This window comes from Shewanella holmiensis (genome assembly GCF_025370255.1).
GTDB classification, from domain to species: domain Bacteria; phylum Pseudomonadota; class Gammaproteobacteria; order Enterobacterales; family Shewanellaceae; genus Shewanella; species Shewanella holmiensis.
On record NZ_JAMTCD010000006.1, the window covers coordinates 58,301 to 73,166 of the forward strand.

General features: G+C 42.6%; 12 protein-coding genes and 1 riboswitch. Of the genes, 5 read left to right on the forward strand and 7 right to left on the reverse strand.

Annotated elements, in window-relative coordinates; genetic code table 11:
* Positions 1-68: 68 nt before the first annotated feature.
* Genes thiH through thiC form a run of 6 tightly spaced genes read right to left on the reverse strand, consistent with a single transcriptional unit; the run spans position 69 to position 6,871 of the window.
* Entirely contained in the window at positions 69-1,196 is a 1,128-nt protein-coding gene (gene thiH / locus NE535_RS06425; RefSeq protein WP_261297841.1) for a 2-iminoacetate synthase ThiH, read from the reverse strand.
* The gene (locus NE535_RS06430) at positions 1,196-1,972 is read right to left on the reverse strand and encodes a thiazole synthase (protein WP_261297952.1); all 777 of its coding nucleotides are present in this window, start codon (positions 1,970-1,972) and stop codon (positions 1,196-1,198) included. The genes thiH and NE535_RS06430 overlap by 1 nt, the downstream gene beginning before the upstream one ends.
* 2 nt (positions 1,973-1,974) lie before the next feature.
* Positions 1,975-2,178, reverse strand: a complete 204-nt coding sequence (gene thiS, locus NE535_RS06435; protein ID WP_261297842.1) for a sulfur carrier protein ThiS — start codon at positions 2,176-2,178, stop codon at positions 1,975-1,977.
* A 45-nt stretch (positions 2,179-2,223) separates the two neighbouring features.
* Positions 2,224-3,003 carry a HesA/MoeB/ThiF family protein gene (locus tag NE535_RS06440; RefSeq protein WP_261297953.1) on the reverse strand — a complete coding sequence of 260 codons (780 nt, stop codon included), beginning with the start codon at positions 3,001-3,003 and terminating at the stop codon, positions 2,224-2,226.
* Positions 3,004-3,005: 2 nt separating this feature from the next.
* A complete protein-coding gene (locus NE535_RS06445; RefSeq protein ID WP_342454495.1) occupies positions 3,006-4,895 on the reverse strand; it encodes a bifunctional hydroxymethylpyrimidine kinase/phosphomethylpyrimidine kinase in 1,890 nt (629 codons plus the stop codon).
* Entirely contained in the window at positions 4,895-6,871 is a 1,977-nt protein-coding gene (gene thiC / locus NE535_RS06450; RefSeq protein WP_261297843.1) for a phosphomethylpyrimidine synthase ThiC, read from the reverse strand. The genes NE535_RS06445 and thiC overlap by 1 nt, the downstream gene beginning before the upstream one ends.
* 190 nt (positions 6,872-7,061) lie before the next feature.
* Positions 7,062-7,161, reverse strand: a riboswitch (TPP riboswitch).
* A gap of 498 nt (positions 7,162-7,659) precedes the next feature.
* Between thiC and kdnA the strand changes: the two genes are divergently transcribed.
* From kdnA to NE535_RS06475, 5 genes are all read left to right on the forward strand, one after another.
* Positions 7,660-8,844, forward strand: a complete 1,185-nt coding sequence (gene kdnA / locus NE535_RS06455) for an 8-amino-3,8-dideoxy-alpha-D-manno-octulosonate transaminase KdnA (RefSeq protein ID WP_261297844.1) — start codon at positions 7,660-7,662, stop codon at positions 8,842-8,844.
* A gap of 77 nt (positions 8,845-8,921) precedes the next feature.
* On the forward strand, positions 8,922-9,992 hold the full coding sequence (gene kdnB, locus NE535_RS06460) for a 3-deoxy-alpha-D-manno-octulosonate 8-oxidase KdnB (protein ID WP_261297845.1): 1,071 nt from the start codon (positions 8,922-8,924) through the stop codon (positions 9,990-9,992).
* 71 nt (positions 9,993-10,063) lie between these two features.
* Complete coding sequence (gene kdsB, locus NE535_RS06465; protein ID WP_261297846.1) at positions 10,064-10,801, forward strand: 8-amino-3,8-dideoxy-manno-octulosonate cytidylyltransferase KdsB; 738 nt, start codon at positions 10,064-10,066, stop codon at positions 10,799-10,801.
* 20 nt (positions 10,802-10,821) lie between these two features.
* On the forward strand, positions 10,822-11,037 hold the full coding sequence (locus NE535_RS06470) for a DUF2897 family protein (RefSeq protein ID WP_261297847.1): 216 nt from the start codon (positions 10,822-10,824) through the stop codon (positions 11,035-11,037).
* 259 nt (positions 11,038-11,296) lie between these two features.
* Entirely contained in the window at positions 11,297-11,737 is a 441-nt protein-coding gene (locus NE535_RS06475; protein WP_425347445.1) for an acyl-CoA thioesterase, read from the forward strand.
* 488 nt (positions 11,738-12,225) lie between these two features.
* On the opposite strand, the gene katG is transcribed toward NE535_RS06475, so the two are convergent.
* Positions 12,226-14,379, reverse strand: coding sequence for a catalase/peroxidase HPI (gene katG / locus NE535_RS06480; RefSeq protein ID WP_261297848.1), 2,154 nt, complete (start codon positions 14,377-14,379; stop codon positions 12,226-12,228).
* Between the last annotated feature and the right edge of the window lie 487 nt (positions 14,380-14,866).

Below are 14,866 nucleotides of genomic sequence, written 5' to 3' on the forward strand. Positions count from 1 at the left end.
AAACGTCCTTAAATAAACAGGTGAGCCTGCTGAACAGTATCGCTCATGCAGGCTTAAATGTACAGTATTTAACCATTGACGTTATTTACTCCCCACGCTTTTTCCCAATCTTTAAATACTGGATTAAAGCCGCGGGTTTTCATGGCGACTATAACGTCATCTACTGAACGTTCATCGCTTATTTCAAATTGATCTAACTGACTGTCAGGTTGCTGGTAGCCTCCTGGCTGAGTGGAGCTGCCCGCGCTTAATTGTGTAACCCCAAGTGGCAGTAAATTATCCCTTAACTCTGGCGTTTCACGGGTTGAAAGGCTGATATCAAGTTGTTGATTGAACAATCTAAAAGCACAAATCATTTGCACTAAACCGGTATCGGTTAACAGCACTTTAGGCTCAATACCACCTGTACATGGCCGAAGCCTTGGCAGTGAAATACTATAACGCGTTCGCCAATAGTGCCGCTCAAGATAATCCAGATGATAACCCATTAGCAGTGCATCTAATCGCCAATCATCTAACCCAAGCAGCACGCCTAAACCGATTTTATCAACGCCAGCCTTAGCCACTCGGTCAGGAGTATCTAAACGGTGGGTAAAATCTTGTTTTTTTCCACGAGTGTGATGCTTTGCATAAGTTTGTGCGCGATAGGTTTCTTGATAGACCATCACGGCATCTAATCCCAATGCAACCAGACGTTGATACTCGTCCGCTTTTAACGGCTGTACCTCCATCGCGACATAACTAAAATGCTGCTTAATGAGTGGTAGCACATGGGCAAAATACTCTATCCCCACTTTTGTCTCATGTTCACCAGAAACCAATAAAATCGAATCAAAACCTCGCGATTTTATGATTTCGACTTCTGCCAGTATTTCTGCATCATTAAGGGTTTTGCGCTTGATTTTATTACTCATGCTAAAACCACAATAATCACATTCATTAGCGCATAAATTGGATAGATATAGCGGTAGATACAATCCTAAATTAGCACCAAAACGCTGGCGAGTTAATTGTGCAGCCGCCTGAGCCATTTGTTCAATATACGGCTGTGCTGCGGGTGATAACAATGCCAGCAAACTATTTAAATTGCCACTGGGATGCTGTAGTGCCCGCTCAACATCAGCTGCTGTTGAGGCGTATAGCTTCATTGATAAATCATCAAGATTCAACTGACTAAAACGCACTGAAAAACTCATTACGACACCTTGCGAGTGGCTAAAAAACCAGTTAGAGGGCTTGTATTATTCGCATTTTGGCTTACCACGCCTAAGCCTGCCTTGTAAGCTTTACGACCACTTTCTACTGCTTGCTGAAAACAGTGAGCCATTAAAATAGGATTGGCACTGCTGGCTATGGCAGTATTGACCAGCACTGCGTCAGCGCCCATTTCCATCGCTCGACACGCTTGTGAAGGCGCGCCAATACCTGCGTCAACAATCACGGGAACGGATGACTGCTCGATGATAATTTTTAAAAACGCTTCAGTGGCAAGCCCCTGATTACTGCCAATTGGACTGCCAAGAGGCATCACCGCAGCGCACCCTACCTCTTCTAATCTTCTGCATAGCACTGGGTCAGCATGAATATAAGGCAATACAATAAAACCCTTTTCACACAGCACTTTGGCTGCATTGAGGGTCTCAATAGGATCGGGCAGTAGATATTTGGGATCGGGATGAATTTCTAGTTTTAGCCATTTTGTGCCAAGCATTTCATAAGCCAACTCAGCGGCAAATATGGCTTCTTTGGCATTTCTTGCCCCAGCGGTATTAGGTAACAGTTTAACGCCACGCGATTGCAATGGACTGAGTAAATCATCTAAGCCCATCTTAAAATCGATGCGCTTCATGGCTAAAGTCACCAATTGTGAACCTGACGCTTCAATTGCCGCAAGCATGGTTGTCGAATTGGCAAATTTACCTGTTCCCGTAAATAAACGAGATTCAAATTGGTGATCGGCTATCGTTAACATCATTACCCTCCTGCTACTGCAGAAAAAAATTCTACCTGATCACCAATCTGACACTGGTAATGTGGCCATTCGCTGCGCGGTATAATGACTTGATTAACCACCACAGCAACACTTTGTTCTGCGACTTGCTTTAGCGCGAGTATCTCTACCAAAGTGATATTGGCTGTAAGCTTGTGCCGCTCACCATTAATGTATATTTCTATCACTTAAATCCCTTATGCTTTGCTATCTGCTATCTGCTAGTGAATAAATTAGCGACAAACGCAACAGTGTTTATCAATGGCCATCGTCGCTTTTGACCATGACAACCGCTTAGCATCAAATCGATGCAGTACACCAAATTCAACTTGTCTGCCAATAATGTGGTTCATGCCAGCTAATGCCTGCATTGATGCCATGATCCCTACCGCAGGTCCTAACACCCCCATTTGGCTGCAGTTTTGACTGAGCAAACTGTCAGCTGGAAATACACAGTGGTAACATCCATGTGGCTTTGTGTTTAATGCCGGATTTTTTGTCAAAACAGACTCAGGTAAGTAGGCAAACCATTGGCCCTGATCGCCTGAAATAGCTGCGCTGAACAACGGCAGGTGTCGCTCAACCGCAATGCGATTAATTAACTGGCGCGTTGCAAAATTATCACTGCAATCAAATATCACTTGTGGCGATATCGTATTGAATAGCGTCTGATAATTGTCCGAGGTTAACCGTGTTGGGTGGGCTGACACCTGGCTGTCGGGATTACGCTGTTGTAGCTTCTTGGCGGCAACTTGCGCTTTATTAACCTCGATATCATTTGCGCTAAACAATAACTGTCTTGGCAAATTGGATAACGCAACCTTATCGTCATCAATCAGATGTACATGGCCCACGCCAGATGCAGCCAGATATTGTGCCACCAGCTGTCCAAGCCCGCCCACGCCTACCACTGTCACTTCAGCTTTCATCAAGGTTAGTTGCCCTTGCTCAGAAACATCAGCCAATAACATTTGTTTGGAATAGAGTATGTATTGATGATCGTTCAAACTCATTTTCACAATGCCTCCTGATAGGGTTCAGTACTAGTAGTGCTGTTATTTAATCCCTTTGAATCAGCGATAACGGATAAGCTTTTGAGCGTTTGCCATTGCTTATTTAATGACTTATATGCCTCAACAGGTTCGCGCGCCTGAGTTATCGCCCTGACCACAGCCACATCATCCACCCCAGTGACGGCAATATCCTTGAGGTTTTGGCTATCAATACCGCCAATGGCTACCGTTGGAAAATGATGTTTCAATAACGAAGTATATTTAGCTAATTTAGTTAACCCTTGAGGTGTAGAGGGCATGTTTTTTGTGGTGGTGGCAAAAATATGACCCAGTGCGATATAAGATGGATTAACTTGAGTGGCGAGTAATATTTCAAAATAGCTGTGGCTGGATAACCCCAGTGCGATGTTATTTTCCGCTAAAGCGGCTAAATCAGCTGACAAGGCATCTTCTTGGCCTAAATGAACACCAAATGCGCCGTATTTTAGGGCTAACTGCCAATGATCATTTATAAATAACTGTGCATTAAATTTTCGGCTTAATTGAATGGCGTTAAACACTTGCTGCTCAATCCATTGGGCTTTTTGCTGCTCATCTTCAAAGGCGATGCCTTTATCGCAACAACTGATCTCTGGCTTAAGCCGCAACTGTAAGGTTTTACAACCAGCGCCTAACAACATCTCCAACATTGAAATGTTTGCCACCACCGGATAAACCTCAAGAGGCGTGGACAGTTTGCTAAATTGATATTGCTTTTTTTGCCGCATCGACTGGCTAATTTGCTGCTCAAAACTGGCATCATTAAGTAACCTATTCGCGCTATCCCTTACTATTAACGGTACAATATGCGGCATTAACTCAAGCGATGTTGGCCAACCCGTTCTGGCTAAATAGCCTGGACCGCTAGCGACTTTAATGCTTTGTTTTAGTCCGCTAGTGACATAGGCTTTTGCTAGCACTACCGCATCATGTAACACAAAGTCTTGTGCCAAAAAACAAGCCATTGCACTGGATAAAGTGCAGCCACTGCCATGATTGTTAGCCGTGTCGACTCGCTGACTGCTGAGCACAAAAACACTGTCGTTATGTTCAGCGCTGCCCCCCTCAACGTGCTGACAAACATACACATCCATCGCCCTATCAGCTTGCCATGCTGCATCGCCGCCCTTGGCAACAACATGACAACCCAAATAGCGACTGACTTGCTGCGCCATAAACACCATATTTGCCAGAGTTAACGCCTCATTGGATGACGTAATGGCAGGCGTTATCGAGGTAAACTCATCTTTGATGTTTATCTGTGGGTCAGCTTGATGGTTCACTTCAGCATGATTGCCTGCTTGGCTGGAAGCTTGATTGCGTGCATCACTTTTAAAAGCGCGCGCCAGAGCAATCAGCTCTGACTGATTTGGAGTGATCACACTGACGACACCACGTAATGGTGAAAAATCAACTACATGCTGATTTAACAAATTGCCACTACTGGCCACCATCACAGGATCTAAAATAATCGGGACGTATCGATTAGCCTTCACAATAGAGGCTGATAACCATTGTGCCAATTGGTTCACTTGCTGCTGATTAGCAATTAAGCCAATTTTAATTGCATCTGGTGGCATATCTGACAACAGGCTATCCAGTTGCGCAAATAACATTGCCTCAGATACCGCCTCGACCAAATTAACATTGACCGAATTTTGCGCCGTCAGCGTAGTGATCACCGTACATGCATGGCAATTTAAATCTTGAATAGTGGCTAAATCAGCCTGAATACCAGCACCGCCGCCACTATCAGATCCCGCTATCGACCAGACGATTTTATTCACTGATTTTTGCTGGCGACTGGGCGTTTCAGCCGCAGATAACGGCAACAACATATCCGTGGCAGACATTATTCCACAACCTCAACCAGCGTTTTTTGATGATAAAGCGATGAGCCTGTTGCTTTAAACTCAACTGATTTTTGCGCCATCTGCTGAGCAATTTCATCAACTTTACTGCCGCTTGTTTGGTAAGACTGATAATCAGCAGGTGAAATCACCTCTACTTTTTGCTCGGCTTGTTTTTCAAGATTCGCGGCATATTCACGCACATCCTGAGTAATTTTCATCGAGCAAAATTTAGGCCCACACATAGAGCAAAAATGCGCAACCTTAGCGGACTCTTGCGGTAATGACTCATCGTGAAAGGCTCTGGCGGTTTCAGGGTCAAGGCCAAGGTTGTATTGGTCTTCCCAACGGAATTCAAATCGCGCTTTTGATAATGCGTTGTCTCTTACCTGCGCTCCCGGATGCCCTTTAGCCACATCGGCGGCATGGGCGGCAATTTTGTAGGTAATGAGTCCTTGTTTTACATCTTCTTTATTGGGTAAGCCTAAATGCTCTTTTGGGGTGACATAACACAACATCGCTACGCCATACCAAGCCATCATGGCGGCGCCAATACCAGAAGTAAAATGGTCATAACCCGGTGCGATATCTGTGGTTTGAGGGCCTAAGGTATAAAATGGCGCTTCATCACAATGGGCTAATTGTTTTTCCATATTCACTTTAATGAGCTGCATTGGTACATGCCCTGGACCTTCTATGATGGTTTGTACATCATATTCCCAGGCAATCTTCACCAGTTCACCTAAGGTTTCAAGTTCTGCAAATTGTGCCTCATCATTGGCATCAGCAATCGAGCCTGGACGCATACCATCGCCCAAAGACAATGACACATCATACGCCGCACACAGCTCGCAAATTTCGCGAAAGTGCTCATATAAAAAACTTTCTTTATGGTGACTTAAACACCACTTTGCCATTATTGAACCACCACGGGACACAATGCCAGTTAAGCGTTTTGCCGTCATCGGCACATAACGTAATAACACTCCAGCATGAATGGTAAAGTAATCAACGCCCTGCTCGGCTTGTTCAATTAAGGTATCCCTAAAGACTTCCCAGGTGAGATCTTCAGCCACGCCATTCACTTTCTCTAGTGCTTGATAAATCGGTACTGTGCCAATAGGCACGGGTGAATTGCGAATGATCCATTCACGGGTTTCATGAATATAGCGCCCAGTCGATAAATCCATCACGGTATCAGCGCCCCAACGAGTCGACCAAACCAGCTTTTCCACTTCTTCTTCGATTGAAGATGTTACTGCTGAATTACCAATATTGGCGTTCACTTTAACTAAAAAATTACGCCCGATAATCATAGGTTCTGATTCAGGATGATTGATGTTAAGCGGGATGATTGCTCGGCCTCTTGCCACTTCGCTACGCACAAACTCTGGGGTGATTAATGCGCCAATTTCTGCGCCAAACGCCTCGCCTTGTGCTTTTTGGGTTAACACTGTGTCGGCAATGTCTTGTCTTGCCATGTTTTCACGAATGGCAATGTATTCCATTTCTGGGGTAATAATACCCTGACGAGCATAATGCATTTGGGTTACCCGCTTACCCACTTTGGCACGGCGTGGTGGTACCAATGCATCAAAACGTAAATGGTCTAAACCATCATCGGCTAATCTTTGCTGGGTAAAATGCGAGCTTGCACTATCGAGCTGCTCGGTATCATGACGTTCTTCAATCCAGCTTTGTCTTAACTTTGCTAGCCCTTCACGAACATTAATGTTTGCCTGAGGATCAGAATAAGCGCCAGCACAGTCATACACTTTAATCGGAGGATTAGCTTCCATAATTGGATTGTGATCATCGCCACCAATTAAGGTATCGGTTTGCAATATTTGACGCATCCCCACCCGAAGATCAGCACGACTGCCAGAGAGGTAAATTTTCTCAGAATTAGGATGTTGTAACGGTTTTAAGGTATCGATAAAAGCTTGTGCGCTAGCACGGGTTTGGCGACGATTTGACATGAGCAACCTCGAATTAAATGAGAGAAAGTTGCTTGTCTGGAGGAAAATGTGTTGAGAGCCAGCAATATGAATAACAGGTTTAAAAGCACTGTGAGACTCAAGTTACTGTCAATAATCGAAAGGAGGAAACACGGGTAAAACGAAGTGAGTATGGTAAAACCACTTCAGTTTTACGCATGAATAATCGCTAAAGATTATTATGCTTGTTACCTACGCAGGTTTTAGCCTGATCAGGTTCAACGGATCCCGAATTAACGGTCTCAGCCTTAATGGCACTCCGACAAGATGGCAGCAGTATAATCAGAATTATTCATTAAAAACAAGTCATACCAATCAGATTAAATATTTATCCCCTTATAATCCATGCGCTTTTTTAGCGTCTGTTGTTGTATTCAGATTCACCTCTTATATACCCTCTGTTAAAAATATTACTGTTATCCAGCAATCATCACTCAATATTTGAGGCAATAACTTACTTTAAATTTCACCTCGACACTGAAGCAGCTATTTGCTGTGACTCGCCGCTATTAGTGTAAGCAAGTTAAGGCTTTTGGGCCTCATCAGCTAACTTGCAGTTCGGCTTAAATACATGCCTTATCACACCCAAATCATCGTTAAATAAAGATGGTGATATGTTACTGTGAGGCGCGGGTTAGACTAATTAATCTACAGCACTAAAGAAAAATGAATTATTTTTCAATAACTGTCGCAGTCTCCCCATTAACCTAGTTATAATTAGCGTGTTTATGTAAACGCAAAGATGCGTAGAATTTTAGGAGATAATTTCCATGCCAGGTTTTGAATTATTCGGTCCAGAAGAAAAGCAGGAAGTCGCTGATGTAATGGAAAACGGTTTTACCTTCCGTTACAACTTTGACCACATGCGCAATGATCGCTGGAAAACTCGCGACATGGAGCAGTTACTTTGTGAAAAGATGAATGTTAAACATGCTCATCTTTTATCAAGTGGCACAGCCGCTCTTCAAACCGCTATGGCTGCTGCGGGTATTGGCGCTGGTGATGAAGTTATCGTGCCACCATTTACCTTTGTTGCTTCAGTTGAAGCAGTCTTCATGGCAGGCGCTGTCCCTATTTTTGCTGAAATTGATGAAACCTTATGTTTATCGCCAGAAGGCATTGAAGCCGTTATTACTCCTCGTACTAAAGCCATCAACTTAGTCCACATGTGTGGCTCTATGGCAAAAATGGACGAGATTAAAGCCGTTTGTAAAAAACATAACTTAGTGATTTTAGAAGATGCTTGCCAAGCCATTGGTGGCAGTTATAAAGGTCAAGCATTAGGTACTATCGGTGATGTAGGCTGTTACTCATTTGACTCAGTAAAAACCATCACTTGTGGTGAAGGTGGTGCTGTAGTCACTAACAACACTGAAATCTACAACCATAGCCACATGTTCTCAGATCATGGCCATGACCATGTTGGTAACGATCGTGGTGCTGAAGGCCACCCTATTATGGGCTTGAACTTCCGTATTTCTGAAATGAATGCTGCTATGGGTTTAGCTCAGTTACGCAAGTTAGATAAAATTATCGCGATTCAGCGTAAAAACAAAAAAGCCATCAAAGATGCCATGGCCAGCATTCCTGAAGTGACATTCCGTGAAATTCCGGATCCACAGGGTGACTCTGCCGGTTTCTTAACCTTCTTCTTACCAACAGAAGAACGCACTATTGAAATCAACAAAAAACTGGCTGCTAACAAAGTAGATGGTTGTTTTTACTGGTATATTAACAACTGGCACTACTTGAAAAACTGGAAACACATTCAGGAATTAAAAGCCCCTGCTGCTTTACCTATCATGCTTATCGCTGATCGCCCTGATTATACTCAAATTAAAACACCAAAGTCTGATGCCATTATGAGCCGCACCATTTCGATGCTGATCAAATTGTCTTGGACTGACGAGCAAATTGCTGAACGTATTGAAAATATCAAACGTGCTTTTGCGTAATTTAGCCTTTAATTCTGTCACTTCCTTTGAGGTGACAGTACTTTTTACAGTAAATATCTCAACTGGAGAGTGTTGTAATGAGTTTTAAAAATTTTAAATGTGTACCAAAAATGATTTTCGGCCGTGGCTCATTCGCACAACTTGATGACGTATTAGCTCAAGAACGCAAAGAAGCTGATGATTTTGTGGTATTCCTTGTAGACGACGTTCACCAAGAAAAACCATTAGCTGGCCGAGTTCCTAGCAAAAGTCATGACTTAGTGATTTACGTTAACGTAGATGACGAGCCAACGACAGTACAAGTTGATGCGTTAACCGCACAGGTAAAAGCCTTTAATACTAAACAGCCAGTCAGTGTTGTTGGTTTAGGTGGTGGTTCTACAATGGATTTAGCCAAAGCCGTATCGCTTATGCTAACGAACCCAGGTAGTTCATCTGAATATCAAGGTTGGGATTTAATCAAAAATCCAGCAATCCACCATATTGGTATTCCGACTGTATCAGGAACTGGCGCAGAAGCTTCACGCACCGCAGTATTGTGTGGCCCAGTGCGTAAGTTAGGCTTGAACTCAGACTACACTGTATTTGATCAAATCATTATGGACTCAGAGCTCATCGCCGGTGTACCTACTGATCAATGGTTCTACACAGGTATGGACTGCTTTATCCACTGTGTTGAGTCTTTACAAGGGACTTACCTTAACGAATTTGCTAAGGCCTTCGCTGAAAAATCGATGGATTTATGTCGTGAAGTTTACTTAGACGATCATCCAGAAAAAGATGACAAGCTAATGATGGCTTCTTATATGGGCGGAATGAGTATCGCTTATAGCCAAGTAGGTGCATGTCATGCAGTATCTTATGGTTTAGGATATGTATTGGGTTATCACCATGGTATCGGTAACTGTTTAGCATTTGATGTGTTAGAAGAATTCTATCCTGAAGGTGTAGCTGAGTTCCGTAAAATGATGGAAATTCATAACATCACATTACCGAAAAACATCTGTAAAGACTTACCAGATGAAACGATCGCTAAGATGGTTGCTGTCACTAAGAGCATGGGACCACTATGGGACAATGTTTACGGTAAAGGCTGGGAAGAAAAAGTTACCGATGAAATGCTGACTAAGCTGTTCCGTCGTATATAATACGTCTAAGTCATTTTGTCATAAGGGCTCAGATGAGCCCTTTTGTTTACCATTAAAATAGGTTTTTATTGATGAATGTTACTCTATTAATTCCAGCTCGTTATGGTTCAAGTCGTTTTCCTGGTAAGCCATTAGCGCCGATTAATGGTAAACCTATGATCCAACACGTATACGAACGCGCGTCTTTAGCCAAGGGATTAGACAACATTTATGTTGCAACAGATGATGTGCGCATTAAAGACGCTGTTGAAGGCTTTGGTGGCAAAGTGGTTATGACCAGTGCTGATGCTGCATCAGGTACCGACAGAATTAATGATGCCATTAGCCAATTAGGTTTAGCCGACGATGATTTAGTCATTAACCTTCAAGGCGATCAGCCGTTAATTGATCCTATTTCAATTGAACAAATCATTAGCTTATTTGAACGTCACCCAGGTGAGTTTGAAATGGCGACCTTAGGGTTTGAAATTGTTGATAAAAAAGAATTAGACGACCCAATGCACGTTAAAATGGTGTTCGATAATGACTTTAACGCCTTGTACTTCTCACGTGCGCGCATTCCGTTTGGCCGTGACACCAATGACTACCCTGTATATAAACATTTAGGTGTGTATGCTTACACGCGTCGTTTTGTAAATGCATTTGCTCAGTTGCCCTTAGGTAAGCTTGAAGATTTAGAGAAGTTAGAACAATTGCGCGCATTAGAGTACGGCCACAAAATCAAAGTGGCGATCAGCGCATTTGATTCTCCCGAAGTCGACACCCCTGAAGATATTCGCAAATGTGAATTACGTTTAGCAGTTGACTAACAAAATCTTGGAGAACCATCATGGATTTATCAGGTTTTGAAGTTTGGATTATCATTGGTTTAGTGGTAGGTGTTATTGCCAGTAATTTAGCCGTATTAAAGTACAGCGCTAAATTTAAAATGCCTCATTTAGGCTCACACAAGGATAAAAGCATTGTGTCTGAAGATGATGCCAAAGTATCTGAACAACAGAGTCAGGTTAATTCAAAAGATAACCCACCTTCAAAACCAGATTAATTTTAGCGTGCACTAAAACTCGGTCATCATTTGTTGGCCGTTGTTTAAGTTGGCTTGTTATCTAATACCATTACGTAATACCGCAACATTCAGCCGTGATGTTGTTAGTCGACGAAATGGACAAGCATTCTCAACTAAAAACCTGAGCACTCACTAACTCAAATCAATTTAATCGATTATTCAAAGCTTCTCATGTAAATGAAAAGAAGCTTTGAATTATTTTACTGACCATCCATTTTGATACAAACCAGGTAGTAATATGCCCCTTACCGTTACAGATACTCGCTCAGAAACAAGTCAACTTTCTGATGAAATGCTTGCCCGTATAGAACACTCTGAAGCTCGTGTTATTAAAGCCATTTTCCCATCAAATACTAATCACCATAACACCCTATTTGGCGGTGACGCCTTAGCCTGGATGGATGAAACAGCCTTTATTGCGGCCACACGTTTTTGCCGTAAATCATTAGTTACCGTCAGCTCAGACAGGATTGATTTTAAAAAAGCCATCCCCGCAGGTAGTCTTGCCGAATTAGTGGCTCGAGTGATCCATGTGGGTAATACTTCACTGAAAGTTGAAGTGAATATTTTTGTTGAAGATATGTATAACGACCATCGTGAGCATGCTATTAGAGGTGTATTTACCTTTGTTGCCGTTGATGAACAGCGCAATCCAACTAAGGTATGGCCTTTAAGCTAACAGTGATAACCAATTGACTTCAGTATGTTAACTATTAACTGCTGACATTCATTAGCGGCTATTATCACTAGAGTCTGTTGAACTTTACTAGAGGCGTTGTGTTCAAGATAAAAACAATTATGCGTGATGAGTTGAGTGCAGCTTAGTAATCCTATTACACCCTCTCTAAGCAAGATTCACCCAACTCAGTATAATTCGTTTTTAATCCAATCCTTCTGACAGCGTCTGTTGAGCATTTTTACTGCATCATCAGCTATTGTGTAGAATAAGCCTCAGCCTTGTAGAGGTCGCCAACAAATAGCGACAACAACCTTGTAAAGGTCAACACTGGCTCGCCAAGAAACAAAAATCCATCCTGAATCGTTATGAATAAACAACTCGGATGGATTTTTTCACGCTCTTAATTACTCACTCAATCAGCATTTCTGTCAGTTTTAGCTGTCAAATTAACAACATCGTTAATCAAACATGAGCTTAGCTTAAACGTGTTAGTTCAGATCAAACCTATCTGCATTCATTACTTTTGTCCAAGCAGCGACAAAATCTTTAACAAACTTATCCTGATTATCGTCTTGGGCATACACCTCTGCATAACCACGAAGAATTGAATTAGAACCAAACACCAAATCAACCCGAGTTGCTGTCCATTTCACTTTTCCAGAAGCGCGGTCGCAGATTTCGTACAGATTTTTGCCTACCGGTTTCCAGCTATAATTCATGTCCGTTAAGTTAACAAAAAAGTCATTGCTCAATGCACCTTCATTTTCGGTTAACACCCCATGCTTAGTATCGCCATAGTTAGTCGCCATAACGCGCATACCGCCAACTAATACCGTCATCTCATGAGCTGTCAATCCCATTAATTGGGTGCGATCTAACAGTAACTCTTCTGCACTGACAACATAGTCGCCTTTTAACCAATTACGATAACCATCATGCAGTGGCTCTAAAACATCAAATGATGCAGCATCTGTCATATCAGCGGTTGCATCACCTCGACCTGGGGTAAACGGTACAGTGAGTTTATGGCCAGCTTTGTTAGCCGCTAACTCAATACCCAAATTACCGGCAATCACAATGACATCCGCAACACTAGCGCCGCTTTGGTTAGCAATAGGTTTAAGTACATCAAGCACTTTGGCTAATCGAGTAGGCTCATTGCCTTGCCATTGTGCTTGTGGTGCCAAACAGATCCGCGCGCCATTGGCTCCACCACGACGATCTGATGCTCTAAATGTTCTCGCGCTGTCCCAAGCTGTGGTGACCATTTCAGTCACGGTTAACCCACTCGCCAAGATTTTATCTTTAATCGTTTGTAAATCGTAATCTGTCTTCCCTTGTGGGACAGGATCTTGCCAAATCAATGTTTCACTTGGCACATCTGGACCGATGTAACACGCTTTTGGCCCCATATCGCGGTGAGTTAGTTTAAACCATGCCCTGGCAAATACATCTGAGAAATAGTCTTGATCTTTAGCAAAACGCTCTGAAATTTTGCGATATTCCGGATCCATTTTCATTGCCATATCGGCATCGGTCATAATAGGGTTATGCCGAATAGATGCATCTTCTACATCAACAGGCTTATGCGCATCAGCAATATCAATCGGTTCCCACTGCCAGGCTCCTGCTGGACTTTTTTTCAGCTCCCAATCGTAATTTAGTAGCATGTCGAAATAACCGTTATCCCACTGAGTAGGATGGGTGGTCCACGCCCCTTCAATACCACTGGTTACGGTATCACGGCCAATACCGCGGGCCGTTTTATTTAGCCAACCAAAACCTTGATCTTCAATTTCAGCCCCTTCTGGCTCTGGCCCCAATAAACTGGCTTTACCATTACCATGGGCTTTACCCACAGTGTGGCCGCCAGCAGTTAAAGCAACGGTTTCTTCATCATTCATGGCCATACGTGCAAATGTGACTCGCACATCTTGAGCCGTTTTCAATGGATCAGGTTTACCATCAACCCCTTCAGGGTTAACGTAAATCAGCCCCATCATTACTGCTGCCAATGGATTTGCTAAATCACGTTCGCCTGAATAGCGACTATTAGGGTTATCACTTGGTGCCAGCCATTGTTTCTCAGCGCCCCAATAAATGTCTTTTTCTGGATGCCAAATATCTTCTCGACCAAATCCAAAACCAAACGTTTTCAATCCCATCGACTCATAGGCAATCGTTCCCGCATAAGCGATCAAGTCTGCCCAGCTCAGTTTGTTGCCGTACTTCTTTTTGATTGGCCACAGTAAACGTCTGGCTTTATCTAGGTTGCCGTTATCTGGCCATGAATTTAATGGTGCGAAACGTTGATTACCCGTACTTGCCCCGCCGCGGCCATCAGCGACACGATAAGTACCTGCTGCATGCCATGTCATACGGATCATCAAGCCACCATAATGGCCCCAATCTGCTGGCCACCAAGGCTGGCTTTGGGTCATTAAATTGTGCAGATCTTTTTTCAATGCATCGACATCAAGCTTTTTCACTTCTTGTTGATAATCAAAATCGGCATCCATTGGATTTGTTTTACTATCATGCTGATGAAGAATGTCTAAGTTCAAAGACTTAGGCCACCACTCAGTACTCGCCATAGGCTGAGTTGTCACGCCACCATGCATTACTGGACACTTACCTGTCATTGCTAATCTCCTATATGTAACCGAAAACAACACTCAATCAGTTTAGCGTTGAATAAAAATTGTGCGCATACATTCACGTTACGTGCGCTACAAACTGACAACAATGAATAAATTAAATTTAACAAAATCAATGAATTAAAACGTGCGCATGAAATCTAAATCAGACGTTGATATTTATCGATAAAACAAGTGCAGAAATGTGATGCGTTTAACATCAATAACTTAAAATCAAATATCTAGTCTTAATCAATCTGAATTATGCTTGCGTTAAAATTATTATCTGGCTTTGTTTTGAAATTGAAATTGAAATTGAAATTGAAATTGAAATTGAAATTGAAATTGAAATTGAAAATTAATATATGTTTCTTTTGTTCAATAAACCAAACTAGGCTACTTCTATACTGGGTATCGAATATTTAGGATCAATGATGTTTCACAAAGTAAGCTTGGTGGATGGAGAATTTGAAAAACAAAAACATAATGTGGG